This window comes from Novosphingobium sp. NBM11 (genome assembly GCF_015390225.1).
GTDB lineage: Bacteria > Pseudomonadota > Alphaproteobacteria > Sphingomonadales > Sphingomonadaceae > Novosphingobium.
The window spans coordinates 209642-235215 of the sequence record NZ_VUOG01000003.1; the positions used below are offsets into that span (position 1 = coordinate 209642).

The following is a 25574-nucleotide window of genomic DNA, read 5'->3' on the forward strand; positions in this document are numbered from 1 at the left end:
GGGTCAGATTCCCATGTCTGCGCCGTCATGATCGCGGCTCGCGGAGAAGTCCTGCCGCAATTCGGCGAGCGTCTGATCCTCGGGCGTGGGCGCCGTTCGGCCAGCGCGACTCTCGCGGCGATCGTCACGGCCTTCCGTTGGCGCCTGCGCCTGATCGGGCGCATTGCGGACCGCCTGCGCCCGATCGGCGGCGTGCGCGCGCGGAGCTTGCTCCTCGCCGCGATTCTCGGTGCGCTCGGCTGGCGGGCGGCTTGCTTGGTTGTGCTCCTCCGTGGCCTCCGCGGAAAGGATCCGCGCGGCCAAATCCTTGGCGATGTTGACCGGCTCGACGGCCCCTTCCACGACCTGGCCGGCGCCATCCCGCCCGCCCGCGTCGCCCTCCCCGCCATCGTCGAACACCTCCTCTCCGCGCCTTGACCGGACCGGCTGAAGGTCGGGTCGCGGCAGGAAGCCCTCGGCGACCTGGGGATAGTCCTTCCAGAGGAGTTGGATGCGCGCGGCGGGGAAGCCGTCGGGGAACTTCACGAAGCCGTGCATCGACGGCAGGTTCGTGATGTCATCCGCGATCACGAGCGGCTCGACCTGCTTCCTGGGAGTCAGTGTCGAGGCGTCGCGGGTGTTGTTGTAGCCATAGCTATAGGCTTCATCCATCTGCCGCACTTCGCGATTGCCGATGTAGCGCGCGCACTGCTCGGCGGTGTCGAGATCGGCCGTCGCAAGGATCAGCTTGGAACGTGCCAGCGAGGCGAGGTTGCGGGCGCCTTGCTCGCCATAAACCTCAATCAGTTTCTCGAAGCTGTGAATGCCGAGGATCATGGCGCCGCCGAACGCGCGCGCGGTCTGAAGGCCGTTCTCGATTGCCGGCAGCTTGTGCAGCGCGCCGAGCTCGTCGAACATGAACCAGGTCCGCAACTCGCGCGTGCGCGGCATTGTCATGAGGCGGTTGATCGCGAGGTCCATCCAAAGCGTCAGCAGCGCCCGGTTCATGGGCAGATCGACGTAGTTGGAGGTGATGAAGAGGATCGACCCGGGCTGCTTCTCGCCGGTGATCCAGTCCCGGATCGAGAACGGCTCGCCCGTGTCGGGAAGGAAGCGCAGGACCTGCGCATTGGTGTTGAAGACGGCGCGGATCGACTCCGCCATGCGCGCCGCTTCGGGCGCGGTCAGCGGGTCGGCGATCGTGTTCTGGAGGAAGCGATGGACCCGCTTCAGATCGGCGGTCATCAGGTTCTCGGAGAGCGCCAGGTTGGTCGTCTGGCCCCGCTCGACCAAGCGGATGCACATCTCGATGAACAGGGTCCGCGCTGCGAGCGCCCAGAAAGGCTCGGACGAGCCGCCATCGGCGGGGATGAGAGCGGCGGCGGCGGCGGTGAACTCGCTGTGCGTGCGGCAGTCCGAGAAGATCGACCATGCAGGGCAGCGACGGTCCATCGGATTGAGGATCGTGTCACGTGCCGGGTCGTAGAAGGCCTCCACATAGGCACCGGTCAGGTCGAAGATCACGGCGCTGTCCTGACGCTCGCGCATCTGCCGGACGAGGCTCCGGAGCTCGGTGGTCTTGCCCGAGCCGGTCGTACCGATCAGCATGGTGTGCGACTGCTCCATCCGGTGCGGAAAGGGGATGCCGGCGAGCGTGTAGGGATGGTGGATTCCGGCGCGCTTGCGCGCCGTGAAGGGAAGCGCGAGCACCCGCTTGGGCGACTGGCCCGGGACGCATTTGCGCACGTCCATCTCGAAGGCGGCCGCGTTATGCTGCGAGACCTCGGCAACGAGGACCTCGCGATCGACCAGCATAGCGCCGCGCTCGTGCCGCTCCTGCAGGATCGTCTTGCCACGGCGACGCGAGAGATCGACGAACCAGATCGACAGGGGAATGGTGAGGAACACCGAGAAAAGCAGTGCGCCGAGAAGGCCGCGCATGGCGATGCTCCAGGCCCGCTGGACCTCGGGCATCAACGGGACCACGGCCATGATCGTGCGGTGGAGTTCGCCGCTCGGAAGCCTGACGTTGACGCGCTTCGTCGGGTCGAAGCCGACCCAGTCCCAGAGCATGGCGTAGATCTTCATGCAGACGAGTTGGAAGCCGTGCTCGTCCAGTTTGAGCGACATGATCACGAACCAGGCCGCGAGGAACACGAAGAACCAGACGACGAAGGGAAGTTTTGCGCCGGCGAACCACATCAGCAGCTCGTGGGTCAGGAGCTGGCTGCCGCGGGTGAAATTGCCCGAGTTGCGTTGGACTTTTCCGCGTGCGGAATGGTGGGTCAGCGGGATCGGCCGGCCGTCGGTGCGGATGTCGTTACGCGCCATGGTATTGCTCCAGGCGCTTGTCGGCGTTGGCGATGATCCGGTCGCGGAACTCGGGATATTGCTCGCTGATGATGACGTCGAGCGCAAGCTGCATGAACTCGCTGATGCGCGCGAGCCGGCGATGGCTTGACGTGAGGAGCGTGGCGGTGCCGAGATAGGCATCAACGGCCGCCCGGATCACCTCCGACGGATTGCAATTCTGCTCGGTAGCGAGCGCGAGGATGCGATCGTGCTGCTGGCGGTTCAGCCGAACCGTGCAATGCCTGGTAGTGGACAAACCAGCCTCCTAGCAGAGAGGCTGGTGGGGATTGAAAGAGGCGACGAGCCTTATAGTCGATCGCCGCACTCAGCGCAAAGGGTATTGCCGTCGCACGGACTGCGTGTGACCGCGTGGGACGCCTAAGCCATTGGAATAGCTGGGATCGGACCTGAGCGCCGAACTGTCCCACGGCGTGGCACTCACCAGATTGCTCGTAAGCCATTGACATACCCCGGAAACTTGCACCGCTAGGTGCGTAGGCTGTGCTAGAATCTATCAGGATTGCTCCAGGTCCCCGGGCGGTCCTGGTGATCGTCGTTCAGGGGTGGGTCCCGGCTCCGGCCGGGAATGGAGCCGCGCGTCGCGCGGAACCGGCGCCGCCGCGAACGGCTGGCGCGAAAGTGGGAAGCTGCGGCCTGCGTCGCCAGCTGTCCGGAACGTCCGCGGCTCGGATATGAAGGCCGAACCCGATCGGCAAGGATCGTCACCCGAATGGGCGAAGACGGCGCGCGCGGGCTTCGTGAGCGTGTCTTCGACACGCGAGTAGAGCCCGTGCGGCGGCGCCGGAAGGTGCCGCCGAGCCGCCCGAAACATGCCAAGCCCCTTGAATGCGTGATCAAGGCGCTTCAACAATAGGCCGCGTTCACGGCCCGATCAGCTTTGAACAGCGAGGCCCTTATGGCACGGACTTTGGAACAGGAACGACAGGCGCTCGAGGAAGAGGAGCGCCGGTTGGCGGAGCGCCGCGAGCAGCTCGCGAAACGCGAACGCGAGGAGGCGATCAGGACTATCGAGAAGGCAGGGTTGCTCAGGCTCCCCGCCTCTCGCCTGGAAGCGCTGACCAAACGTATCAAGGCGCTCGGAATCGAGGAAGTGGAGCGGCGGCTCGCGGCCTGAGCCGGACCCGCCGCGACGCAGTCGCGGCACGGGCATGGGGGGCTCGATGCCCCTCATGCCCGTATGCCCCGGCAGCAAAAAAAGGGAGAGGCGTTTCCGCCCCTCCCTGTCGTTTCAGAACTCGTCGGACATGCCGCCCGGGACCGTGTGCACCACTCGGTCGATGAGCGCCATCGGCAGCGCGCCATAGTCGCCCTCATCGATGGCGATGTAGACCCGCGTATCGTCCTCGATGACGTGCTGGTCGAAGAAGCTGTGGAGTGCGCGGCGCTCGGCGTATGCGAGGGCGGCGAGGTAGGCGGCGGTATCGTTGTGGGCGCTGGTCGGGTTGATCTGCATTGGAGCCTCCTGTCGTCTTGAATGACAGGGGAATGGCCGTCGTTGAGGGAGACGCCGGGTCAGGAACGGAGGCGAAGCCGGAGCCGCGAAGCGGGGAGCGGGGGTGCCGATTTTGTCGTGGTCGGAGTGGAGCGAAGCGGAGCGCAGGCCGCGGCAAAATTGGGGGCACCGCTCATTCTTGACGCGGCGTCTCCCTCAACGACACACTGGGAAGTCTGTGAGAGATTTCATCCTCTGATCCGGGCGCGACGGCCGGCGTGAGCACCCTCGACCGCGGCGGTCGATTTGACACGCGGGAATGGTCCGGCCACGTGCGGCGGGACCGCGAGATCTGATCGATCTTGGGGCCGCCGCGCGGGCGCGCCCAACCATCATTGACCGGGGGGCGCAAACAGCCGGCGAGCAGTCGCGGGTTGGTTCGCCGATATGCCTATGTTAGTCCGCAGGGGCGCTGCAGAGCGGCAGCGCCGGGACTGGTAATCCCGTCGAGAACGGCAACTCGGTGTGGTCTCACGCCGGGGTGCCTGCGCATATGTCCAGGTGCCCCGGCACTAAAAGCGTAGGCGCATGTCTCGACGTGTTACCAGCCCCGGCTCCCGCGCCCAGCGCGCGGGAGTTCGTTGGACGGGGCGCTCCGACGCGACCGCTGGGATCAGGTGCGCCCGGGCAATCGAAATGGACGATCTCGACACGGACCCGACGCTCCAGAAAGCGATGGCGCTCGCGCTGATGCGGCAGGCGCTGGAGTGGCTGGAAGCGGCGGACGAGGACAAGGCTGCCGCGCACCTCCGCGACGCCGTGGATGCAGTGCTGAAGCGGGCTCCGCAGATGGATCATGCGGCCGCATCCTGACGCGGGTGAGAGGCCTGGCTTTCGGAGGCGGTGAGGGCGCGCCAGCGAGCTGGCGCGCCCCGCCTGGCGACCGGTTCTGGGTGGAGGCTAGGCCCATTCCAGCCGGCAGGATTCGTCGGGAGCCGCCGCCGCGACAAGGCGCTCGAGCCGTTCGATATGGTGGGCTACGCCCTGCTCGGCCGCGTGCCGCCGGACGGCCGGGCTGGCGAGGCGTTCCCGGATGGTCTCGATCGCGGTCTCGCCCACGCTTTCTGCGCCGAGGCCGAGGCTCTCGAGCAGCGCGAACGCGTTGTTCGAGGCGAGGTCGAGTTCAAGCGCCATGTCGGTGGTGAGCGCCACGGTCAGGTTGATCGTGCCAGCCGCCTCGTCGCGAAAGACGCTGACGCGCCGCCCGCGGAACTGTGCTTCCTCGACCACGGTAATGACGTCCGCGGCATAGTCGAAGAGGCGGGCGATTGACGCCAGTGCGAGCGGGCAGACGCGAGCCTCGAAGCGGTAGGAGAGGAACGCGTCCTCGGGAGCATCCGGGTCGAGCAGCACGGCGCCGATACGCTCGCCCTCGCCGCGCAGGAAGGTGCGAAAGGCGGCGAGCTGGCGCGCGGCAATGACCGCCATCGGGCGGGCCTCGTCGTCAGCGGCGGTGGCGATGCGAAACGTGATGGACATCTCGTCCTCCCCTGTTGAACGCTCCCACTCAATCCCTCTCCCCTTGGCCGCCTCGCGGGTCTGCAGGTCGGCTGCGCGTCGGCGCCGGCTCCTCGCGGCGCGAGGGGGCTCGATGCCCCCGAGCGCCGCCCTTGACGCAGCAAAAGGAGGAGAGGCCCCGGCCGTGGCCGGAGCCTCTCCGCGAGGGCTTCACGCCCGCCGTGCGGTGCGCTGGTGGGCGAGCCGGACGATGTGCAGCGGCACGCCTGCCTGGCGCAGCTTCTGGGCGAGGTTCTGCTGGATGCCCGAGCCCTCGCAGATGACCGCCTCGACCGGCTTCAGGCCGAGGATGCGGTCGTTCCGGACGAAGGCCGCGCGGTTGCCCTGGCTGCGGTCGAGACGGAACTGGATGACCTTGACGCCGCGCGATGCCGCCCAGGCGTGTGCCACCGCATCGCAGCCCTTGGCCTGCGCGGTTGTCGCGAGGATCATCTCGGGGATGCGGGCCTTGATGCTGTCGAGGCCGTTCCACAGGAGGTCGGCATCCTCCCAGACCTGCCCGCCGGAGAAGGCCACTACGGGACCCTCGGGTGCGAACTGCTCACGGCGTTCCCGCGCGCGCGACGCGAGATAGTCACGGGCGTCGATCATCGAGGCGTTGAGGGCGCTGGAGACCCTGCTGCCGCGGACCGGCGAGAAGGGCTTGCCGGTCTCGACGCGGTACACCTCGGCGGCGTGATCGCGCATGCATTCCATTGCCTCGCGGCACCCCTGGAGGGTCTGGCAGAGCAGCTGCGTGTCCTCCAGTTCGGTCGCGTAGATCTCGGACGGATCGTAGTTGCGGGCGAGTTCGCCGAGCTTCTTGGCGGCATCGTCCTCGCGCCCTTCGATCCGCTTGGCGACGACATGGAAGCTGTTGGCGAACCCCCAGGCGAGATCGTTCGCGAAGGGCTCCATGCGCGTGTCGCGAAGGACATCGAACATCGTCTGCATCATCATGTCGACGGCGGCCCGGACCTGCTCGGGATCGGGCATGTCGAGTGCCTCCGGCGCGTCGACGATGCTGAGCTTCGCCATCTCGTTCGGCTCGATGAACGCGCCGTCGTAGGTCTGCGTCAGCTCCTCGTTCTCTCGGCTTGCCGCGATGTGGCTGGCGAGGTCGGCGAAGTTGGTGAAAGTGGTCTGCATGATAGCCTCCGTTGGATCTCATCCACTCGATGAGGCTTCCCCTTCGACGTGCGGCGGTCGGGGCAGTCAGGGACGTTAACCGGGAAGCCGGCGCAGCCGGACCCCGGTTAACGCCGCGCCAGCGGGGAGCGGGGGAGCCGATTTTCTCGGGCGCGGAGCGGACGCGTAGCGGGCGTTGCGGGCTCGTGAAAATTGGGGGAACCGCTCATCCTTGACGGGCTCGAATCCCCGCACGTCATATCTAGCCTGTCTTATTCACCGCGGCGGGTGAGAGGGTTGGCGGGAGTGGCGTAAGCGATTGCTTTGCAGTAGGAAAATGGGTGTCTAGACCAGTCCTTCAGCGAGGCAATTTATGCCACGGACCACACCCGCCGGGAGCGATGATAGCGCACCGGGATTTTCGTTTCCAGCGGTTGGCGGCAAGAAGGTCACAACCGCGTTCGACGGTGGCCGGCTGACCTCTGACGGCGGCGTTCTGCTGCTGGCGCAGGCCGAGCGCGCGATGGGGATCTGCCGGCAGCTTGCTGCGTGCATCGCCGATCCGCGTGACCCGACGCGGGTGATCCATCGCCTCGATGACATTCTGCGTGCCCGTGTGTTCGCGATCACGTGTGGCTATGAGGACGCCGATGATCTCGATGCCCTGCGCGACGATCCGGGCTTCCGCCTGGCGCTGGGCAAGTTGCCGGGATCGGGCGCGGGGCTGGCCAGCCAACCGACGATGAGCCGCTGGGAGAATGCACCGACCACGCGTGAACTGGCCCGGATGATGGTCGCGATGATCGGCGTTTACTGTGCCAGCTATCCGGCCCCACCGGCGGCGGTGACGCTGGATATCGATGACACGTGTGATGTCGTGCACGGCTATCAGCAGCTCTCGTTCTGGAACGGACATCACGGTGAGCGCTGCTTCCTGCCGATCCATGTGTACGATACCGCGAGCGGGCGGCCGGTGGCGATGCTGCTGCGCACTGGCAAGACGCCGTCGGGTGCCGAAGGTGCCGGCCACATCCGGCGCCTGGTGCGTCATATCCGCCAGCACTGGCCCGATACCCACATCACCATCCGCGGCGATGGGCACTACGCCCGTCCCGAGATCATGGCGTTCTGCGAGGCGGCCGGGGTCGATTACGTGTTCGGCTTGCCGACCAACGCCGCGCTGCGGGCCGATCCGGCCATCGTTGCCGTCGCCGATGCCTGCGCGGTCAAGCGGGCCCAGGCCCAACATCCGGTCCTGCGCAACTATGTCGAGACCCGCTACGGCGCCAAAAGCTGGAAGAGCCAACGCCGCGTCGTCGCCCGGATTGAGGCCAGCACGCTGGGCATGGACATCCGCTATGTCGTCACCTCGCTGACAGAAGGCTCGCCCGAGCACATTTACGACACGCTCTATTGCGCGCGCGGCCAAGCCGAAAACCTGATCAAGCGCCACAAGACCCAGTTGGCCAGCGATCGCACCTCGTGCCGCTCGGCCAATGCCAACCAGATGCGCCTCATCCTGCATACCGCCGCCTACTGGCTGATGTGGCGCGTCCAGCAGGCCATCCCCAAGGCCACCTCTCTGGCCACTGCCGAGTTCGCAACGCTGCGCCTGCGGCTGCTCAAGGTCGCCGCCCGCGTCATCGAGACCGCCTCGCGCATCCGTGTCGCCTTCGCGTCAGCATGCCCCGACGCCGGCGTGTTCAAAGCCATCGCCACCAGTCTCCGGCCAGCGCCGACATAGCCAGCGCGGCTGTGCCGCACAAAGCCCGAGCCATCGCCCATCAACCTCGAAAAGCCATCGGTTTTGCTGCGGCGAAAAACGCCGCCGAAACCGCGCGCCCGGATCACGCGGCCACCGACACATCAAACCCGGCACGCCCCAGTGCAGCGGGCTCATGAATAAGCCGGGCTAGGAAGTCAGAGAGAGAGATTTTTGGTCACCACGGTGCAGCCAGGCCCCCCGCAAGGTGATCGTCACCCGAAGGGCGGAGACCCGCGCATCGCGGGGCTCCGGGAGCCGGAGGCGAGTAGAGCGCCGGTCCCGGCCTGAGCAGCTCGAAGGGCCGGGATGCGCCGCCCTCCAGCGGATGCTCTGGTGCGGCGATTGCCGGTCGCGCGGATGGGGATGATCTGACAGGATCGCGCGCATGAAGGATCCGTTTTGGCTTTCCCGAGAGCAGCGTCGAGCGCCTCCTGCGCGAGGAGCGCGAGCGCGCCCGGCGCCATCGCGAGTTGCTCGGCGCCGGCACCGCCGGCCAGGCTATCCGGGAGGCGGCCGACGTTCGAAGCGGCTGGCTCGGGACTTCGGCGCTCCCTATCGCGGCGTCCTCGATGTGCTGGAGCGGGATCGTCGGCACCAGCGCGATTTCCGGCAGCTCACCAGCAGTGCCTGGGCGCTGTCGATCTCTGAAGCCGCGCGCAGCATCGTCGACCGGAGCGCAGGGTTGCTCGACGACCAGCGTCGCCTCTCGAGCGGCCTGCAATCCTCGGCCTGTTGCTGGCGACCGCCGCCCTCCATCCTGATCAGTCGCCCGAGGAGAAAGCGGCGTTCGCCGCGTTGAACCAGAAGGCGGAGGCGCTTCAACAAGAGACACGTCGCTATCACGAGGCCGAGGCGCGCGCGGACGAAGCCTATGTCGCGGACCTTCCAAGGGCCGAGCTGAGCCGGGATGCGACGTTTCGGCGCGAACCGCGGCGCGCGGGCGCCGTGGTGCTGAAGGCGCCCGACGGAATGGTGCTGGCGATCGAGAGGCGGCAGGGGCGCTGGCGCCTGGTGATGTATCGCGATCCGCTCACCGGCCAGCTTGCCCGAGCGTGGGTCTATGCGAACGCGGTGTCGCCGCTCGCGCCGCCCGTTGACGCTGACGCGCGGTAGCGGGGCTCGACCGATCCGGACGGCGCCGGAGCGCCGTCCGGCATGCGCTCAGAAGAAGTCGAGCTTGTCCGCGATGATCTCGCAACCGTAGCGAGTGATACCGTCGCGGTCTTCCCAGCTCGAATAATGCAGCCGGCCGGTCACTGCGACGACATTGCCCTTCTCGCGCGACGCCGCCGCCTTGCCGAGGCCGTTGAAGCAGGTGACCTTGTGGAACTCGGTTTCCTTGGCGGTATAGCCGGTCGCCTCGTCGACATAGGTCTTCCCGTCCCTGAGCTTCACGCGATCGGTCGCGACGATGAGGGTCGTGACGCTGCCGCGGGTGTCGGGATCCTTGGCGACCCGGCCGGCGATGTTGACGTTGTTCATGGCGATGCTCCTTGTTGGGTCCAGCGGCCTTTCCGCCGGTGCCACCGGGGAGCGGCGTGCAGGCCCGCTCCGCACCGGAGCGCGAGCGGAGGGGAACTCCTGAAGGGAGCTGGCGCGGGCAGCCGCGATAGCGGCAACACGGGCGACCGGCAGGGGTTGCGGGGCGGGCCTGTCTCGCCGCAGGTGGCAGGAACAGGCGGAGGAAGGCCGCGGCGCCCTGGGGACGCGGCGCCCCTGCGACGACTGACCGCCGGCCGGCGGCTCAGACCGAGGTCGGCAGGCTTCCGCCCCGGTCGATGACGCGGAGGCGCAGATGGGGGACTGGCTGGCGCAGTCCGAGCGAGACGGCCGCCGAACGCGGACCGTGGGTCTCGACCGAATGGCGGACGAGACGGCGGCGATCGACGCTGGTCAGTGCGTCCCACCAGGCCGGGCTCAGATAGCTGTTTTCGAGATATTCGAGACCAAGGCGGACCGCGGCGGCGGCGCGGTCATCGTCCCCGAGGTTCTGGTAGGACCGCACGAAGCGCTCCGCCGGGCCCTCGGGCCCGCCGGTCCACCCGAAGACGATGACCGACTGGCCGCCATAGGATGTGATGTTGAGCGTGACCTGCTCGAACGGACCCCTGCCATGGGCAAGTCGTTGGAGCGGGCGGCCGGTCAGATCATTGTCGGGTAGGAACGCGCCGCAGCAGACCAGTGGCAGGAGCCCGTCGAAGCGTGTCCAGGCATAGGAGAAGCCGTTCACGTCCCGGGCTCGGACCCGCGCGTCATAGGCTGCCTTCCGGGCGCGCGTGCCGGCCTCGCCCGCGAGAGCGCCGTGATGGAAATGGCGCGCCATGTTCTGGGCGAGTTCCTGGTCCTCGACGGGCAGGCCCTCGTCCAACCGTGCGAAGAGCGGCGCCACCGCAAGCATGGCGCGCTTGAAGAAGGCTTCGAACGACACCGCGCGATAGGCGAAAAGCAGCGCCTCCCAGGCGCCGATCGCGCAGTCCTTGTCCTCGATCGGCTTGAAGAGATCGTTGTCATGGGTCGAGCAGAAGCCCGGGAAGACCGAAGCGTCGCCGATGCCCACCAGCCGCGGGTCGAGGCGGCCACCATTCTTCTCGAGCCCGCCCATCGTCGCGATAAGGGAATAGACCTTCCCAGCGCGCGAGATCGCGCGCAGCCCGCCTTCCTTCTGAACGGTGTGGGCGCCGATGATTTCGGCGCCACATGGCTCGCCGGCCTCGCCGGCATAGGAGCAGTAGCGTCGGCGCAGCTCCTTGCGGAACGCCTCGGCAACATGGTGGTGGTTGAATTGCGGCAGCCGCTCACGCCCGTCGTGACACGCTTTGAACTTCCTGCCCGATCCGCACCAGCACGGGTCGTTGCGGCCGATCTTCGGCAGGCGGTGTACGCGGGGCGGCCGGTTCAGGGGCATGAACAGCGAGGGGTGCGGAGCGGGAGGCGGTTGGATCGGCATGTCTTGGAGGTTGAGCGGAACAGGGTTGGACGGCGTGCCGGGCAGACGGCGAGGACCGGCGACTTTGGGGAGCTATCGTCACTCGGTGCGAACGCCTCAATGGACGTCGCTCAGCCAATTCTCCACCTTGAGGGCCCGGACGCGGGAGAACTCGCCGATGTTGGCGGTCACCAATGTGGCGCCGAGCGCATAGGCATGAGCCGCGATGAAGAGGTCGTTGGGCCCGATGGGTTTGCCCGCGCTCTCCAGCTCGGCTCGGATACCGCCATATTCAGTGTCCGCCGGGACATCGAGCGCAAGCACGGACACGCTGCCGAGGATCGCCTCCATTTGGGCCAGGAGCCTGGGGGACCCCTTCTTCGCGCAGCCGTAGCGCAGCTCGGCCGCGGTGATGATGCTGACGCAAATCGAATCGGCACCGACTTGCGCGATCCGGGTGGCTACGGCGCCGTGCGGGTTTCGCGCGAGTTCCGACACGATGTTGGTATCGAGCATGTAGAGCTGGGTCACAATTCGATGGCCTTGGCCGGAAGCAAGGTGCTGTCGATGTCCGGGAATTCATCCTCGGGGCCAAGGGGTTCGAGGCTCGCAAGGACCTCGACGATGTTTCGGCGGCGGATCGGCTCGATGACCAGTCGATCTCCCTCCCGGTGGATCATGACCCGGTCCCCAGGCAGCTCGAAATCGGCCGGGATGCGCACTGCCTGGCTCTTGTTGTTGCGGAACAGCTTCGCTTCTCTGGTGACCGTTGCTTCATGATCGGGTGTCACGGCAGACTCCTTGCATATACATTGGCATATACATCACCGGACGGATTTGTTCAATGATGTGTTGCCGAGGGGCAGAGAACGTCCTCGCACGCTGGCAAAAAAAGGGCCGGCTTCGCGGTGAGGCGAAGCAGGCCCTGTCGTGGCGCCGGCGCGCAGAGCAGCTGCGCGCCAATCGGTTGGCGGCAATCAGTCCGCCATCTCGGGCGTGCGGCGCCGGCGGCCGCCCGGCGCGGGCTCGCTGCCGCCGAACGCGCCTTCGGCGGAGGACTCACCCAGACCGTCGGTTCCCACGGGCGCGGCCGGCTGCTCGGTCCCCGGCAGCGGCGGCAGGCCGTCGTCGGTCGCGACCGTGTCGGTGGGCGCCTCGCGGCGGCGGGTGGGACGCGACCAGACGATGTTGTAGGAGCCATCCTCCTGGCGGAACGCCGAGATGTAGAGCGGCTTGTCGAGGCTCGGATCCTCGATCTTGCCGTTGAGGAAGGTCTCGCCGGTCGAGTTGGAGGCGAGCTCGAAAAGCGCGCCGACCTGCACCCACTGGCGGGCGGCCGACAGTGCGAGGATTTCGAACTTGGGCGCGCGCGGGTTGGTCGACTGGACCGTCCGAAGCGCGATCACGATCGCGACGGTGAGCGTCGAGATCTTGCCGGTGTAGGTGCCGCTGGCGTTCTGGGTGATGGTGCCGATGTTCATGGGAAGTCTCCTGAGATTGAGCGCTCGAACCCCTTGTCCGAACACTCTCTCTCACCCACTCAGCTCCTCGGCCGTTCGGCCGAGTAAGGCGCGTCAGCGCCGCTCCGACGAGCGCCTCTTCGGCGCCGTCGGGATCGTACCGTCGTCGCAGGTGCCTCGGCCCGAACCCTCAGGCCTCGACTGCGCCAGCGTCTGCGGGTTCCCGCTTGCGCCGCCGCGGTGTCTTGGCGCCGGCCTGGGCGGGGGACGGGTCCTCGGCCTTGGCGCGGCGGGCGCGGGGCTTCGGTTGCGGAGCGGGCGCGGCGTCACCTGATGGCGGTGGTGCCTCGGCGGGCGCTATGGGCTCCTGCCGCTTGCGACCCAGGCCGAGACGCTTGGCTACCTCGCGCCGCTGCGCCGAGTAACCGGGCGCCACCATCGGATAGTCGGATTTGAGGCCATAGCGGGCGCGGTATTCGGCAGGGGTCAGGCCGTGGCCGCTGAGATGTCGCTTCAGCGACTTGTAGGGCTTGCCGTCGATCATCGAGAGAATGTGATCAGGCGAGGCGAGGCTCTTGCGCACGGAGACGGCCGGCGTGAACTCGGACTGGGCTGCCGGTGTCTCTTCGGCGGGTGTTTCGGGTTCCTTGGCGATGCCGGCGATCGCAGCGTGGGTCTTGGCGATGAAGTCCGGCACGTCTTCGGGTCGGATATTATTGTGCGCCACGTAGCTTGCGACGACTTCGATCGTCATCGCGACAAGGTTGTTCTCTTCCGGCAACCGCACCTCCCACGAAAGGATACGCCTGGCGATCTTCGCCCGACGACGTCCGTTATGGCGCGCGATGAATGCCGCGCAAGGTTTGGCGCCCCTGGGGTGTCTGTGGCGGCCTCGGTCCGAAAAATTCGGGTGCTGGCGCCCGGTCAGGTCGCCGAAGTCGAGACCGGCTTGCCCCAGAGCGCGATGATATCCTGCATCTCCTCGGCGAAACCGAGGGCGTCGATGTAGATGGCGCCGGGGCGTTGTCCGAGATAGCCGACGATGGTCGCAATGTCGTTGGCGACAGCGACATCCAGCCCGAACAGGTCGGCGATCTCGAAATGGCCGAGTTCCGGCCCGTTCCACCACTCCATCAGGAAGTTCGCGACCCGGCGCGACTGGCCAGTATCGCTCATCGCGATCGGTATCAGCCGGGTCAGCGCCGCCAGCATCGCGTCGTGATCGGTGGGTATCGAAGTCATCGGCATCTCCGGCGGCGATGCTATACGTCTGTGTCGATCGCGCAATCGCGACGTTCGGATCAGAGGCGCAGGGGCTCCGGCATCGCCAGCCATTCGGGCTGGTCGTGCGCGAGCGGCACGTCATGGTTCGCGGCCTCGGCTTCGCTGAAGACCCGCGCGCGCGACAATCGGTCAAAGCCGGTATCGTCGTTCCAGAAGCTGAGCCCGTGCTGCGGATCGCGGATCGCGAGGACGAATCCATCGACGCCTTCGTCGCGCGCGCGGGCAATTGCGCGATCGAGAAGTTGGGTCGTGTGGCCATAGCTGATGCGGTGTTCAGTAATGACGACATAGCCGCCGCCGAACTCCCCGACCCGCAGCCTGTCGCAATCCGACGCCCATTCGAACCCGAAGGGCAGCGCCGAGCGCGCGCAACGTTGGATCAGCCTGGCCGCGACATCGATTCCGAACTGCTCGCCGGAGAAGGTCACGAGCACCTGGCCGAGCTGGTCGGCCTCGTTAAACGCGACATGGAAATCGACATAGGGATATTGCGGATCCTCAAAGAGGTCGAGCAATCCCCCAAACGGGTCCTCGTCGCCGCGCGGGAATAGGTGGGCGAAGTCCTTGCCAAGGCTGGCATAATGCGCGTCGCGAACGTCGCTCCCGGCCTCGGTGCCGTCGATCAGATCCACCGCGGCGATGACCCGGCGTAGCATGTCGGCCTCGGCGACGGTGACGGTCAGGTCGAACGCCGCCTTGGTGTAGCTATTGGACATGGTGCGCTCCCGCAGTCGGGGGGAGCGCGGGAGCGGCATCCGCAACGACGAGCGCCGGCACTACGAATTCCGCTGCATCGAAATGAGCGAAGATCGCATCGAGCGAGCCAAGCGCCGCGATGGTGCTGCGGCTGATAACAACCTCGTCGTCCTCGGTGACAGCATAGGACACCGCCTTGCCGTCGCCGATGGCGACGACGCGCTCGGGTCCCCACTGCCCGGAATAGCCCCCGCACCAGCGTACGAAGGGGACGCGATGCATCACGCACCAGTCCTCGATCTCCTCGAAGCGACCGCCTGCGACTTCGTGCGCAAACAGGCGAAGCGGCTCGCCGTCGACGCGATGTTCCGGCTCGAACGGATCGCCGTCCCACTCGACGGCAAGGCGCTCGGCGGCGATGAGCTCGGCAAGTTCTGCGAAGGCGGGAGCGTCAAGCGCGCCGCCGATGACGATGGAGGCGGATACCCGGTCGGCCATGATGGTCTCCTCTGGTTGGGCGCGGCGCAGCGCGCACGTTCGGCCACCGCGCGGTGATCGCGGGACCGGTGATGATCGAGCCTTGGAAAGGATCGTGGCGGCAGCGGCTCGGCCGCGCCGGCACCTGTCTGATTGCAGCTTCAGTGAGTCGAGCCGAACAGGTAGCGCTTGGCGGCGACTTGCTGGCTGCCATCCTCGACGCCGATGGACGACTGCATATCGGCAGTGAGCTGCCGGTGGAGATCGGGAGGAATGATGGCATGAGGCGCGACAACGGCGATCGCGGCCTCGGCGGAGAGGAGTTCGCCCGGCTCCGTGCCGATCCAGACGAGGGGCTCGCCTTCTGCGGGCTCGTCTTCGGTGCGAAAGAAGACTTGCGCGAAGAAGGTCTGAAGCGGCCGGTCCCATCCGACCGTCGCGCGGACGACGTCTGGGCGGTCCGGCTTGGGCTGAAGGTCGTGACGGCTCATTCCATCGTCCTCCGGATGCGATGCTGGACATGGCGCGCCGCGCCTTCGGCGCTGCTGATCGCCTTGCCGGCGGCCGACGCAGCCTGACGCGCTCCGGCCTGGCGAAGCAAGGTACGTGCTTCGCGCAGCCGCTCAACGGCTATCGCAATGGCGTGCCCGTCAGCGGGCGTGGCGGAGGCGATCCGGCGCATGGGCTTCTCCCTTGGATGGACGATGGATGCGGAAAGGCGCGTCTGCAGCGGGCGCGGGGCGTTTGCAGGGTAGAGTCCGACTTGCATTTACGCGCCTACTGCCCCGACCCGCTCCCCCCTTCCCTTTCCCCAGGTTCAGTCGTCCTCGGGCAGCATGATCGTCATGACTCGCGTGGTGACGTGCGGATCGCCAGGGTCTTCCGATCCCCATTCCAGCGCGCGGTCGTAATAGTCGATCGCGAAATGGACGGCCTGGCCACGGACGGTGAACTCCCCGCGAGAGCGTTCCGGGCCATCGTCGCGCGTGAATGCGTAACCTCGGATCGCCGAGAGCAGCTCGGCCTGGGCGGAGAGCTCGCCGGCGAATGCGGCGAGGCAAGCCGCAGTGATGACGACGCGGGCAGTCGGATCGAGGCCGTGCCGGCAGCGGTCGTTGAGTTCGGCGATGCGGGATAGCTGGTCGGTCATGCAGCCTCCATCAGGCCAGCGTTGAAGGTCTCGATCCAGGCTTCCATCGTCGGCTGCTCGGAAAGCGGCACGATGCTCGCTGCATCCTGGAACCGGATGAGATCGGTGGGCGCATCGCGGCGAATGGCTTGGATCTCGGCGGCCGGGAGCAGCCGCTCGCCGCGGATGAAGTCGGTGATCCTGCCGGGCTTTGTCCTGGTTGAACGCCGCCAGAGCCCCTCGACGGTGCGCAGCCGAGGCTCCGCGCGCGCCTCGATGAGCACGATCAGCCTGAGGCACCAGGTTGGCAGCGCCCGTACTTCGTCCGGCTGGATGGCCCCGCAGAAGAAGCAGCTCGATTTCGGAGGGATCGGAAGTCCGGCCTGCTCGATACGCGCGGCGCACCGGTCGCGGTTCCAGTTCCACTCGCGCAGCGGATAGCGGCACTCAAACAGCGGATCGTTCAGCGCGGACACATGCGCGTAGCGACGCGTGTCGGCAGGCGAGGCATCGTAGCCGATCAGCCGAACGACCTTCTGGCCTCGCTGCCACGCGGTCTGGGCCGGCGCCCATTGCTTGAGGTAGGCGTCCTGCGGCGCGACCTTCCACTTGAGAGAACAGCTATGCCGGCCGAGGCTGATGCTGGGGAGCGTCGCATTGGTGAGCACGTTGGCCAGGATCGAGTAATAGGGTGGCCAGTGCTTGAAGCGCTGCGGCACGTAGCGGACCACCTCATAAGGGATGCGCCGCGCGGCCATCCACGCCGCGATCAACTTCTGGTATTCGTAGGTATCAGGCTTCTCGGCGCCGGGATCGGCGGTGAGAACCAGGTCCGGCCGCTCTCCCCGCGATTCGAGTTCGACGAGCAGGGTCTGAGCGGAACCGATTAACGCCCTTTGCGGAAGCAGTTATACTGAACCGGCAATTCGAGTCGTTCCCGCAAGGAGAATAGTGGATGCCGGCGTGACCGACAAATCTGCCCGTTTGCGTTCTGGCGCAACGGTGCGGTTCGCCCGAAATCCGGCAGGACGGCCGGGGCAAAGATCGTGCACGGGCTGGTATCAGTCGATCAAGGCTGGCGATGCGCTACCTTATGAGAGCCTGCTCGAGCGCGATGCGCTGCTGCTTCTCGACTTCGATCCCGATGTTGCGCAGTTCGGGGTGCAACCGGCAACGTTCGTTTGGACGGAAGCAGGCCGACAGCGGCGTTACACCCCCGATATCCGATTGGAGACGGTGAGCGGCGAAGTCATCTACCGGCAGGTAAAACTGGCCACACGATTGGCGGCTGATCCGACCTTGGGCGGACGGTTGCCAGCAATCGAAGCTGAGTGCGTCGCACGTGGGGCCCGGCACGAGATGTGGCTCGACACCGATATCCGGCGACAGCCACGCTTATCGAATGCGCGACGGCTGCGCGCAACGGTGGCGGTGCTGGCGGCAGAAAACCTCCTCGCGATACACACCATAATCACCCGCCTCCCCTTTCCGTCGAACCTGGGCGCAGCCGCCGAGGCACTCGGCGGCCGACCCGTGCATGTCAACATTGTGCTCGGCCTCGTGGCAGTCGGCGAGCTTGTGGTGGATCTCGATCGACCGCTCGATGACGACACGGTCCTCATGCGGGGAAGGAATGCGAAATGAACGCAACGCCGATGTGCTTCCAGCAAGGCGACACGCTCTCGATCCGGGACGATCAAGGTCAGGTGGCGCTCTGGTTGGTGATCGAGCGCAAGCGCCGTGGCTATCTTCTGCGACCGCAGAGCGGCAGCGATGCGCGAACATGGAGCGACGATGAAATCGACATCGTCTATGGCGCCCGGCGGCTGGCGCATCATCCTTGCAATGCGGACGGCCTGCCCAAGGTGATCGCCGAGACGCTGGAGAAAACCTGGGAGTTCTGGCCCGAAGAAATCCGCCGCGAGGCCGAGCGCAGGGACACCTATGTACGCATGGTCGACGCGATTCGCGGCGAGCACCCGACACTCATGGGCGCCTATGCCGCTGCCGCTGAGGCTGTCTTCGCCGCGCATCATGAACAATGGGAACGCGAGGATGCCGCGCTTGCGGCCCGGATGGCCGCGGAGCGGCGAAAAGGGAACGGCGAGCCGCGCCGCACCAAGGAAGCGGCCCGGCCCAATCCCTATACAGTGCGGGCGTGGTATAGCGTATGGAGCCGGCACGGCCGGGATGTCCGGCTCCTGATCCCGCATTATCATCGGCGCGGGGCACGCCAACCCCGCTATGCGCGCGAGGACGGCGATCATCCCGATACCTACAAGCTCATGCGGCAGGCCGTCGAAGTCTGGTATTTGGGCATGCCGCGGCGGCGGAAGAACTATGCCTATCGCCGCTATGTCGATTTGTGCCGCGAACAGAATGTTCCTGCGGTCAGCGACCGGACCTTCCGCGTGTTTATCCGCGACAATTATACCGAGCGGCAGGAATATGAGCGTCGCTTCGGCCGGCGCGCCGCCTGGCTGAAGTTCGGCATCTTCGAGCGGCGGAGCCCGCCCGAACGGCCGCTCGAAGAAGTGGAGGTGGATCATTGCCTGATCGATCTGGTGGTGGTGCATCCGGACAGCGGCCGCGCCTTGGGGCGGCCCTGGCTCACCGCGCTTCTCGATCGCGCCACCCGCATGATTATAGGGGTGCATCTGAGCTTCGAGGCGCCGTCCTATGCCTCACTTCAGAGAGCGCTTGCCCATTCCCTGTGGAAGAAGGATCTCTCCGGGCTCGCCGATATTGAGCATGACTGGCCGTGCCACGGCGTGCCCGAATGGCTGATCTGCGACAACGGCAAGGAGTTCCGGTCGCAATCGCTGCAGTCGGCCGCCAGGATGCTCGACATCGGCATCGTCAATCTGCCGGTGAAAATGCCATGGTTGAAGGGCGCGGTCGAGCGCGTGTTCCAGACCATCGGCGTGCAGGTGTTCAGCCATGAGGAAGGCACGACATTGTCGCGGACCATGGATCTCTATGATCCGGTGGCGCGGGCAAGGCTGTCGCTCGAGGATGTGCGTAGTCGTATCCTCAAGTGGATCGTCGACGACTATCATCACAGCGTCCACGATACGTTGAAATGCACGCCCTATGAGCGCTGGCGAGAACTCAGCGCGCTTTACCCGGTGCGCCCAGTTCCCGACTTCGACCATATTGTACGGCTGACCGGAGAGACCTTCTTCCGGCGCATCTCCAACATCGGCATCCAATATGAGGGGCTGCTCTATGCTGATCGGGAGAAGCTCGAACCGCTGCTGGCGCGCCGCGGCGGGTTGGAAAAAGACTGGGAGTTACGCTATGATCCCTATGATCTGGGTGAGGTCTGGCTGCTCGACGACGAGCGCGGCGAATGGCTGATGATCCCGTGTGTCGACCAGAGCATATCGCGGGGCGTCTCCAAATATCAGCACAAGATCCATCGCTCGATCGCAAAGCGAAGCCTGCCGAAGAATGCGCCGGTGACGGTCGCCGATCTCGAAGCAGCGCGCGGTTTTGCCGAACAGACGGCGGGAGAGCTGCAAAGTGAGGCGAGTAAAGTCCGCAGCAAGACGCGGGCAGCGCGGTACGAGACCGACGGTCGCTACTTCACGCCGATCGAAGGCCAAAAGGGACCGCCTGAAATAGGAACGCAGGCACCGGCGGTAGAAACCGCACCACGTGCGACGAAACAGCCACCGGTGCCGTCGCCTCCCGTGATAGATCTCGACGCGGACATCGAGGCTCTGGTTGCACAATGGTCGGACCCGAGGCGATGACACATCATCGCGCCGCGAAGTTATCGGCACGGCCAGCGGTGCCCGACGCCGTGCTTGCGTTCGAGACCACGGTGATCCCGCATACGCGGCACATGGAAGCGAAGGCGGCGATCCGCGAGTTACATGGCCGATACCGCCCGCGCGAGGACAGCCGACGCTTCAAGGCCCGGGCCCTGCTCATCATCGGCTCTGCTGGGTCCGGCAAGACGACGGCGCTCGAGGACTATATGGCCGACTATCCCGACAGCGCCACAGAGGACGCCGATATCCGCCGCATTGTTTATGTTGAAGCACCGGAACGGACGACGCGACGGGCGCTGGTAGGGGCGATCCTCGGCGCCTACGGCTATCGTGCGCGGGACCATTGGAACACCAGCGAGGTGATCGAGAAGATCGCCTTCTATGCCGAGGAGACGGGCACCGAGATGATCTTCATCGATGAAGGGCATCACATGGTGAACGAGAATAATCCCGACATGACGGCGGAAGTGACCGAGTTCATCAAGTCATTGCTCAACCGTGTGAAAGTCCAGATCGTGATCGCGGGTCTTCCCCGGCTGCTCGACATCTCCGTGCCGGGCGAGAAGACGATGCAACTGCGCCGTCGGTTGCAACCGACGATCATCCTCAAGCCCTATGACTGGGCGACCCGGAGCGGCCGCACGATGTTCTCTGGCGTGCTTGGCGTCATGGAGAAGATGATGGGGTTGCCGGATGCGTCCGGCCTCGCGAAGCATGAGATGGCGAAACGCATCTACGTCGCGACGGGCGGCGAGATCGGGATCGTCTCCAAATATCTGAGCCAGGCGCTGAGCGTGGCACTGGCGATCGGCCGACGGTCGATCGATCTGAACCTGTTGGGAGAAGTTCATGCGGGTTGGCATCCGATTTATGAGCCCGACGTCAGGGATATGCTGGACTTCGATGCGATCCTTGAGGATGAACCGTCAGTTCCGAGCGGCGGCCCGGCCCGCCACGACAACCCCTTCCTGTGTTCGGCCGAACGCCTACGCGAGATCTGGCTGCGCGACACCGTACCTCCGTCGCCCAGGAATATGAGCCGCGTCACAAAGCTGCGCGGAAGCGGCGCGCAACCCCTGCGGCCCTTCGTGCGCGAGGGATTATGACAGCATCGGCAACTCGACTTGCGTTGCGGGTGCGGCCGGCAGCGTTCGAGCCAGGCTGGGCACTGTTCAACCGGCTTGCCCTGCGGCATGGCTGTGAAACCCAGCTGGAATTTGCGCGTCAGGTGCCGCTGGTCGACCGGACCGACTTCGTTCGGGATATGGAGCGTGGGCGACGCTTTCACGATATCGCGCGGCTCAGCGGCGTGCCGCTCGAAACATTGCTTCGTAACTCGATAATGCAGACCGAGGGTGGGAGCGTCCTTGCAGGTGAGCTGGTGAGCCGCAGCGGCAATATCAGCTATAGTTGTCACTTCGCCCGTATCTGCCCGGACTGCATGCGATCGGATATCGAGCAGGGTCACGGGCCGGTCGCCTGTCGACCGTGGCGGCGCTCCTGGTGGGATCTGGCGAAGGTATCGAGTTGTCCTCATCATGGTCGGGCGCTGCTGGCGACATGTCCTGCCTGTCGGCACGCGTTCCGCCGTTCGGACCTGTCACCAGCGCGTTGCACATGTGGGCACGATCTGACGCAGGAATGTACTGAAGCGATCACGTCGGACGGCAAGATCGGCGATGCCTATCTTGTCGGCAGGCTTGGCGATGGCCCCTGCATCTCCCACGCGTTCCTCGACAGCCTGGCGTTCGCGGACGCCGCCGAGATCATGCAATGGGTGGGCTCGGTCGCACGCTGGGGCAGATTAATCGTCAGCTGGCGCCGGCAGGAGCCTGCGGAGCGTGCCCGCACCATGGCGGCGGGCTTTGCGGTCTGCGAGGACTTCCCCAACCAGTTCGAAAAGATGCTGGACGGGATGCTGGCAGCATGTCCGCTCAAGCGCCTGACGCCCGTGGGTGTCTATGGGCGTCTGCAATACTGGCTCGGCCTGTCCACCAATCCGGCTCTCGAGCCAATCCGGGAGACCGTCAAGAATCATGTGGTGAAGAATGTGCCGATAACAGCAGGCACGATGTTGTTCCGCCAACCCGCAACAGAAGGCGATCTCACCACGCTAGGCGGTCTGGCGAAGCTCTGCGGCGTATCCGCTGAACGGGTCGCGACCGTAGCTGCGGCATTGAGGTTGATCGACTCGCTGTCCAGCAACGCCCGGGGTATGGTCGTGCCGAAATCCCTCGAGGAGCCGTTGACGGCCTTCTTCCGCGAGTCCTGTTCTCCCGAGGAGGCACGGCGTTATCTCGGCGTCGGTCTCGGGCTGTTCAAGGCGCTCATAACGCGACGCTATCTTCCCCGCGCCTTCCCGCTTGGTGGAGCGTCGATCCCGGCACAGTATCGTCTGGCCGATCTCGACCGCTTCCTCATTGCATTGCACGGCGATGCGCCCTTCGTCACAGCGCCGCCACCGGGCAGCGAGACGATCCTGCGCGCCGTGCGCATCTGTTATCGGTCCTCGGAGGCGATTATCGGCGGGCTGCTGCGCGGCCAGATCAGGGCAACGGGCCGCTTACGCAGCGAACGAGGCATTGCGCAGATACTGGTCGATACCGACGCGGTGATCGCCGGCCTCGAATATAAGGATGATCCGGTGTTCATGCTCATGGCGCAAGCCGCGCGCCACCTCGGCGTGACCATCCCGACGGTTGCAAAGCTCAAACAAATGGGATGGCTGACAATCGACAGGAAACAGACACGGCTCAGGATCGTGCCCGCCTTACGGCGAGCGGAGGTCGAAGCGTTCGGTGCGCGCTTCGTCAGTGCTGCCGAGTTGGCGCGTATCCCCAGCAAAGCTACCCATGCCGTCAGGGTTCATCAACATCTGCGAAGCGCCGGTCTGGTGCCGGCGATCGTTGGAAGCCGAAAGCTGCAGCCCTTCTATCACCGCGAGAGCGCCGAAAAAGTGATCCGTGGAGTCTATCGTGATCGGTTGCCCGAAACGACTGCAGCGATGTGAACGGATCTGCCGGCACAGATGAAGCGGCGCGGCTGCGGGCCCGGCTCAAGGCCCTGGATGACGAGCGGGCGGCGGTGATCGCAGCGCTGGATGCCGTCGCGACGCAACAATCGACCGAGCACCGAAAAGCTGATGCGATCTCCCTGTTCTCCGATCCTCCGGTAACTGCGACATCGCCGACAGGCAAGAAGGTCGCGTTGTTCCGCAGGCTGTTCGCCGGTCGTGAAGATGTCTTCCCACTGCGCTGGGAGAATCGCAAGACCGGGCGCGGCGGCTATGCGCCCGCCTGCGGCAATGAGTGGAAACGCGGACTCTGTGACAAGCCGCAGGTCAAATGCGGCGAGTGCGCGCACCAGGCGTTCCTGCCCGTGACGGACGAGGTGATCGACAAACATCTGCGTGGGCGGGCGGTATCGCGATCCGACGCGGGCGACTTTGTGGCGGGCGTTTACCCGCTGCTTGCGGACGAGAGCTGCCGGTTCCTCGCGGCCGACTTCGACAAGGCGAGCTGGGCCGAGGACGCGCTCGCCATGATGGAAACCTGCCGCCTGCGAGGGGTGTCCGCCGCGCTCGAGCGATCCCGATCCGGCAATGGCGGCCATGTCTGGATATTCTTCGCCGACGCCGTGCCGGCACGAACCGCCCGCGCGCTGGGCGCATCGCTATTGACCGACACGATGGAGCGGCGTCCGGAGATCGGGTTCGGCTCCTATGATCGCTTCTTCCCGAGCCAGGACACCATGCCGCTCGGCGGGTTCGGCAATCTGATCGCGCTGCCGCTGCAGGGGCATGCCCGCCGGCGTGGAAACAGCCTGTTCGTGGATGAGCAGTTGCGCCCCTATCCCGATCAATGGGCGTTCCTGTCTTCGCTGTCGCAGCTGGATGCGCACGACGCCGCGCGCATGGTGGCCGACGCGGAAATGCGCGGGCGGGTGCTGGGTGTGCGGATGCCGGTGGAGGACGAGCATGCCGCCGAGCCCTGGCGGATGACACCGTCCCGGCGGCCGCCCTTGTTGCCTGTGGCCGAACCGCTGCCCGAGACACTTGGGATCGTGCTGGGCGATCAGGTCTACATCGACCGGACTGGGTTGCCGGCGGCGCTAACCGCGCAGATCGTCAGGCTCGCGGCGTTCCAGAATCCCGAGTTCTATCGGGCGCAGGCGATGCGCCTGCCGACGTTCGGCAAACCGAGGATCATCTCCTGCGCGGAGCTTCACCAGAAACATATCGGGCTGCCGCGAGGATGCCTCGACGAACTGGTTGCGCTTATAGCTGCTCATGGAAGCACTGTCAGGATCGACGACCAGCGAATGGCAGGGACTCCGCTCCCGGACGGCCTGTCCTTCCAGGGTGATCTCGAAGAACCCCAGCAAAGGGCGGTCGAGGCGCTCGATCCACATGATGACGGGGTGCTGGCCGCGACGACGGCGTTCGGCAAGACGGTGGTGGCCGCACACCTTATCGCAAAGCGGCGGGTCAATGCACTCGTGCTCGTCCATCGTAAGGAGCTGGTCAGCCAATGGGTCGAACGGCTGCGAACGTTCCTCGATATCGATCCGAAGCTGATCGGGACGATCGGCGGTGGCAAGCGAAAGCCTACGGGCGTGATCGACGTGGCGCTGATACAGAGCCTCGTAAGGCACGGCGAGGTCTCGGATCTGGTTGGCGACTATGGTCACCTCATCGTCGACGAATGCCATCACCTGTCCGCGGCGAGCTTCGAACTTGTAGCCCGGCGCGCCAAGGCCAGGTTCGTGCTCGGCCTGTCCGCCACGGTTGCGCGCAAGGATGGGCATCAGCCGATCATCTTCATGCAATGCGGCCCGATCCGCTATCGGGTAGATGCGCGAACCCAGGCCGCTCGCCGGGGGATCGCCCATCGCACACGGCAACGACGCACAGCATTCCGGCTGCCGCAGCCGCTCGCGATCATGGACAGACCGCCGATGCCGGCGGTTTATGCCGCGCTGGCGCAGGACGAGGCCCGAAACGATCTTATCTTCGATGACGTGCTCCGTGCCCTGGAGGCGAAGCGCTCGCCAGTAATCCTGACAGAGCGCAAGGACCATCTCGAATATCTGCAGGGCCGGTTATCCCGGTTCGTGCGTAATCTCGTGGTGCTGCGGGGTGGGATGAGCGCAGCGGAACGCAAGGTGGCAGACTCGGCACTGCGTGTGCCTGACAGCGAGGAGCGGCTCATCCTCGCAACGGGCCGCTATATCGGCGAAGGGTTCGATGACGACCGTCTCGACACGCTGTTCCTGACCATGCCGATCTCCTGGAAAGGGACGCTCGCGCAGTATGTCGGGCGCCTGCATCGGCGGCACGCCGGGAAAACTGACGTGCTCGTCTATGACTATGTCGACGATGCGGTCCCGATGCTCTCACGCATGGCCGCCAAGCGTCAGGCCGGATATCGCGCGCTCGGCTACACCATCGAGTAATCCGGGGCAGAATCACTTATCGATTCTCGGGGGCCACCGGCGAATCGAGAACCGATTCTGCGAATGAGATTTATGGTTCTCGAAGGCCGCCAGATACTGCCTGCAACCGCCAATGTCATATGCGCTTATCGATTC

General features: G+C 65.7%; 27 protein-coding genes. 9 read left to right on the forward strand and 18 right to left on the reverse strand.

From position 1 onward, the window contains the following. Positions 1 to 3: 3 nt before the first annotated feature. Complete coding sequence (locus F1640_RS21345) at positions 4 to 2310, reverse strand: type IV secretion system DNA-binding domain-containing protein (protein ID WP_047100249.1); 2307 nt, start codon at positions 2308 to 2310, stop codon at positions 4 to 6. Next, complete coding sequence (locus F1640_RS21350; protein WP_030541282.1) at positions 2300 to 2587, reverse strand: hypothetical protein; 288 nt, start codon at positions 2585 to 2587, stop codon at positions 2300 to 2302. Before F1640_RS21350 ends, F1640_RS21345 begins: the two co-directional genes overlap by 11 nt. Before the next feature lie 660 nt (positions 2588 to 3247). Here F1640_RS21350 and F1640_RS21355 point away from each other — a divergent pair. Beyond that, on the forward strand, positions 3248 to 3466 hold the full coding sequence (locus F1640_RS21355) for a hypothetical protein (RefSeq protein ID WP_047100442.1): 219 nt from the start codon (positions 3248 to 3250) through the stop codon (positions 3464 to 3466). Between the two features lie 114 nt (positions 3467 to 3580). On the opposite strand, the gene F1640_RS21360 is transcribed toward F1640_RS21355, so the two are convergent. Then, a complete protein-coding gene (locus tag F1640_RS21360; protein ID WP_047100248.1) occupies positions 3581 to 3805 on the reverse strand; it encodes a hypothetical protein in 225 nt (74 codons plus the stop codon). 675 nt (positions 3806 to 4480) lie between these two features. Here F1640_RS21360 and F1640_RS21365 point away from each other — a divergent pair. Then, positions 4481 to 4657 (forward strand): hypothetical protein, encoded by a 177-nt coding sequence (locus tag F1640_RS21365; RefSeq protein ID WP_158014290.1) that lies wholly within the window; start codon positions 4481 to 4483, stop codon positions 4655 to 4657. Positions 4658 to 4744: 87 nt separating this feature from the next. Here F1640_RS21365 and F1640_RS21370 read toward each other — a convergent pair whose 3' ends face one another. Both F1640_RS21370 and F1640_RS21375 read right to left on the reverse strand, forming a co-directional pair. After that, on the reverse strand, positions 4745 to 5323 hold the full coding sequence (locus F1640_RS21370) for a hypothetical protein (RefSeq protein ID WP_042469249.1): 579 nt from the start codon (positions 5321 to 5323) through the stop codon (positions 4745 to 4747). 189 nt (positions 5324 to 5512) lie between these two features. Further along, positions 5513 to 6490, reverse strand: coding sequence for a DUF2493 domain-containing protein (locus tag F1640_RS21375; protein ID WP_030541261.1), 978 nt, complete (start codon positions 6488 to 6490; stop codon positions 5513 to 5515). Positions 6491 to 6842: 352 nt separating this feature from the next. Here F1640_RS21375 and F1640_RS21380 point away from each other — a divergent pair, with 352 nt between their 5' ends. Together F1640_RS21380 and F1640_RS21385 are read left to right on the forward strand one after the other, a co-directional pair. Further along, complete coding sequence (locus F1640_RS21380; protein WP_066763960.1) at positions 6843 to 8213, forward strand: IS1380 family transposase; 1371 nt, start codon at positions 6843 to 6845, stop codon at positions 8211 to 8213. A 753-nt stretch (positions 8214 to 8966) separates the two neighbouring features. Then, complete coding sequence (locus F1640_RS21385) at positions 8967 to 9347, forward strand: hypothetical protein (RefSeq protein ID WP_047100247.1); 381 nt, start codon at positions 8967 to 8969, stop codon at positions 9345 to 9347. A 48-nt stretch (positions 9348 to 9395) separates the two neighbouring features. On the opposite strand, the gene F1640_RS21390 is transcribed toward F1640_RS21385, so the two are convergent. The 13 genes from F1640_RS21390 to F1640_RS21450 all read right to left on the reverse strand — a co-directional run bounded on the left by F1640_RS21390 (position 9396) and on the right by F1640_RS21450 (position 17114). Further along, positions 9396 to 9716, reverse strand: coding sequence for a single-stranded DNA-binding protein (locus tag F1640_RS21390; protein WP_042469252.1), 321 nt, complete (start codon positions 9714 to 9716; stop codon positions 9396 to 9398). A 262-nt stretch (positions 9717 to 9978) separates the two neighbouring features. Further along, positions 9979 to 11139, reverse strand: coding sequence for a YecA family protein (locus F1640_RS21395; RefSeq protein WP_206694920.1), 1161 nt, complete (start codon positions 11137 to 11139; stop codon positions 9979 to 9981). Between the two features lie 138 nt (positions 11140 to 11277). Then, positions 11278 to 11676, reverse strand: coding sequence for a type II toxin-antitoxin system VapC family toxin (locus F1640_RS21400; protein WP_206694964.1), 399 nt, complete (start codon positions 11674 to 11676; stop codon positions 11278 to 11280). Positions 11677 to 11687: 11 nt separating this feature from the next. Then, positions 11688 to 11951: an antitoxin gene (locus F1640_RS21405; RefSeq protein ID WP_047100244.1), complete on the reverse strand. Its 264-nt coding sequence runs from the start codon at positions 11949 to 11951 to the stop codon at positions 11688 to 11690. Between the two features lie 186 nt (positions 11952 to 12137). Then, positions 12138 to 12641 (reverse strand): DUF736 domain-containing protein, encoded by a 504-nt coding sequence (locus tag F1640_RS21410; RefSeq protein WP_030541254.1) that lies wholly within the window; start codon positions 12639 to 12641, stop codon positions 12138 to 12140. Between the two features lie 169 nt (positions 12642 to 12810). Next, a complete protein-coding gene (locus F1640_RS21415) occupies positions 12811 to 13401 on the reverse strand; it encodes a MucR family transcriptional regulator (RefSeq protein ID WP_231727414.1) in 591 nt (196 codons plus the stop codon). Positions 13402 to 13544: 143 nt separating this feature from the next. Beyond that, a complete protein-coding gene (locus tag F1640_RS21420) occupies positions 13545 to 13862 on the reverse strand; it encodes a hypothetical protein (protein ID WP_194921794.1) in 318 nt (105 codons plus the stop codon). Positions 13863 to 13921: 59 nt separating this feature from the next. Continuing rightward, positions 13922 to 14620 carry a hypothetical protein gene (locus F1640_RS21425; protein WP_047100242.1) on the reverse strand — a complete coding sequence of 233 codons (699 nt, stop codon included), beginning with the start codon at positions 14618 to 14620 and terminating at the stop codon, positions 13922 to 13924. Continuing rightward, on the reverse strand, positions 14610 to 15098 hold the full coding sequence (locus F1640_RS21430) for a hypothetical protein (protein WP_047100241.1): 489 nt from the start codon (positions 15096 to 15098) through the stop codon (positions 14610 to 14612). Before F1640_RS21430 ends, F1640_RS21425 begins: the two co-directional genes overlap by 11 nt. A 140-nt stretch (positions 15099 to 15238) precedes the next feature. After that, positions 15239 to 15568: a hypothetical protein gene (locus F1640_RS21435; RefSeq protein WP_047100240.1), complete on the reverse strand. Its 330-nt coding sequence runs from the start codon at positions 15566 to 15568 to the stop codon at positions 15239 to 15241. Continuing rightward, positions 15565 to 15759 (reverse strand): hypothetical protein, encoded by a 195-nt coding sequence (locus F1640_RS21440; RefSeq protein WP_037486138.1) that lies wholly within the window; start codon positions 15757 to 15759, stop codon positions 15565 to 15567. Before F1640_RS21440 ends, F1640_RS21435 begins: the two co-directional genes overlap by 4 nt. A 135-nt stretch (positions 15760 to 15894) precedes the next feature. Further along, positions 15895 to 16227: a DUF3768 domain-containing protein gene (locus F1640_RS21445; RefSeq protein ID WP_047100239.1), complete on the reverse strand. Its 333-nt coding sequence runs from the start codon at positions 16225 to 16227 to the stop codon at positions 15895 to 15897. Continuing rightward, positions 16224 to 17114, reverse strand: coding sequence for a hypothetical protein (locus F1640_RS21450; protein WP_194922096.1), 891 nt, complete (start codon positions 17112 to 17114; stop codon positions 16224 to 16226). The genes F1640_RS21445 and F1640_RS21450 overlap by 4 nt, the downstream gene beginning before the upstream one ends. 43 nt (positions 17115 to 17157) lie before the next feature. Here F1640_RS21450 and F1640_RS21455 point away from each other — a divergent pair, with 43 nt between their 5' ends. Genes F1640_RS21455 through F1640_RS21475 form a run of 5 tightly spaced genes read left to right on the forward strand, consistent with a single transcriptional unit; the run spans position 17158 to position 25439 of the window. Beyond that, positions 17158 to 17850: a hypothetical protein gene (locus tag F1640_RS21455; RefSeq protein WP_194917748.1), complete on the forward strand. Its 693-nt coding sequence runs from the start codon at positions 17158 to 17160 to the stop codon at positions 17848 to 17850. After that, positions 17847 to 19964, forward strand: a complete 2118-nt coding sequence (locus tag F1640_RS21460; protein WP_194917681.1) for a DDE-type integrase/transposase/recombinase — start codon at positions 17847 to 17849, stop codon at positions 19962 to 19964. The genes F1640_RS21455 and F1640_RS21460 overlap by 4 nt, the downstream gene beginning before the upstream one ends. Beyond that, the gene (locus F1640_RS21465; protein ID WP_194917679.1) at positions 19961 to 21091 is read left to right on the forward strand and encodes a TniB family NTP-binding protein; all 1131 of its coding nucleotides are present in this window, start codon (positions 19961 to 19963) and stop codon (positions 21089 to 21091) included. Before F1640_RS21460 ends, F1640_RS21465 begins: the two co-directional genes overlap by 4 nt. After that, positions 21088 to 22995, forward strand: coding sequence for a TniQ family protein (locus F1640_RS21470; RefSeq protein ID WP_194917677.1), 1908 nt, complete (start codon positions 21088 to 21090; stop codon positions 22993 to 22995). The genes F1640_RS21465 and F1640_RS21470 overlap by 4 nt, the downstream gene beginning before the upstream one ends. Beyond that, complete coding sequence (locus tag F1640_RS21475) at positions 22992 to 25439, forward strand: DEAD/DEAH box helicase family protein (RefSeq protein ID WP_194917675.1); 2448 nt, start codon at positions 22992 to 22994, stop codon at positions 25437 to 25439. The genes F1640_RS21470 and F1640_RS21475 overlap by 4 nt, the downstream gene beginning before the upstream one ends. Positions 25440 to 25574 lie beyond the last annotated feature (135 nt).

What these genes read in the sequence shown, in the direction of transcription:
- F1640_RS21375 (WP_030541261.1), bottom strand. Translation starts at nt 6,490, where the DNA reads ATGCAGACCACTTTCACCAACTTCGCCGACCTCGCCAGCCACATCGCG.
- F1640_RS21400 (WP_206694964.1), bottom strand. Translation starts at nt 11,676, where the DNA reads ATGCTCGATACCAACATCGTGTCGGAACTCGCGCGAAACCCGCACGGC.
- F1640_RS21390 (WP_042469252.1), bottom strand. Translation starts at nt 9,716, where the DNA reads ATGAACAACGTCAACATCGCCGGCCGGGTCGCCAAGGATCCCGACACC.
- F1640_RS21410 (WP_030541254.1), bottom strand. Translation starts at nt 12,641, where the DNA reads ATGAACATCGGCACCATCACCCAGAACGCCAGCGGCACCTACACCGGC.
- F1640_RS21380 (WP_066763960.1), top strand. Translation starts at nt 6,843, where the DNA reads ATGCCACGGACCACACCCGCCGGGAGCGATGATAGCGCACCGGGATTT.
- F1640_RS21395 (WP_206694920.1), bottom strand. Translation starts at nt 11,139, where the DNA reads ATGCCCCTGAACCGGCCGCCCCGCGTACACCGCCTGCCGAAGATCGGC.
- F1640_RS21355 (WP_047100442.1), top strand. Translation starts at nt 3,248, where the DNA reads ATGGCACGGACTTTGGAACAGGAACGACAGGCGCTCGAGGAAGAGGAG.
- F1640_RS21420 (WP_194921794.1), bottom strand. Translation starts at nt 13,862, where the DNA reads ATGACTTCGATACCCACCGATCACGACGCGATGCTGGCGGCGCTGACC.
- F1640_RS21365 (WP_158014290.1), top strand. Translation starts at nt 4,481, where the DNA reads ATGGACGATCTCGACACGGACCCGACGCTCCAGAAAGCGATGGCGCTC.
- F1640_RS21345 (WP_047100249.1), bottom strand. Translation starts at nt 2,310, where the DNA reads ATGGCGCGTAACGACATCCGCACCGACGGCCGGCCGATCCCGCTGACC.
- F1640_RS21360 (WP_047100248.1), bottom strand. Translation starts at nt 3,805, where the DNA reads ATGCAGATCAACCCGACCAGCGCCCACAACGATACCGCCGCCTACCTC.
- F1640_RS21465 (WP_194917679.1), top strand. Translation starts at nt 19,961, where the DNA reads ATGACACATCATCGCGCCGCGAAGTTATCGGCACGGCCAGCGGTGCCC.
- F1640_RS21430 (WP_047100241.1), bottom strand. Translation starts at nt 15,098, where the DNA reads ATGGCCGACCGGGTATCCGCCTCCATCGTCATCGGCGGCGCGCTTGAC.
- F1640_RS21440 (WP_037486138.1), bottom strand. Translation starts at nt 15,759, where the DNA reads ATGCGCCGGATCGCCTCCGCCACGCCCGCTGACGGGCACGCCATTGCG.
- F1640_RS21460 (WP_194917681.1), top strand. Translation starts at nt 17,847, where the DNA reads ATGAACGCAACGCCGATGTGCTTCCAGCAAGGCGACACGCTCTCGATC.
- F1640_RS21445 (WP_047100239.1), bottom strand. Translation starts at nt 16,227, where the DNA reads ATGACCGACCAGCTATCCCGCATCGCCGAACTCAACGACCGCTGCCGG.
- F1640_RS21470 (WP_194917677.1), top strand. Translation starts at nt 21,088, where the DNA reads ATGACAGCATCGGCAACTCGACTTGCGTTGCGGGTGCGGCCGGCAGCG.
- F1640_RS21425 (WP_047100242.1), bottom strand. Translation starts at nt 14,620, where the DNA reads ATGTCCAATAGCTACACCAAGGCGGCGTTCGACCTGACCGTCACCGTC.
- F1640_RS21435 (WP_047100240.1), bottom strand. Translation starts at nt 15,568, where the DNA reads ATGAGCCGTCACGACCTTCAGCCCAAGCCGGACCGCCCAGACGTCGTC.
- F1640_RS21370 (WP_042469249.1), bottom strand. Translation starts at nt 5,323, where the DNA reads ATGTCCATCACGTTTCGCATCGCCACCGCCGCTGACGACGAGGCCCGC.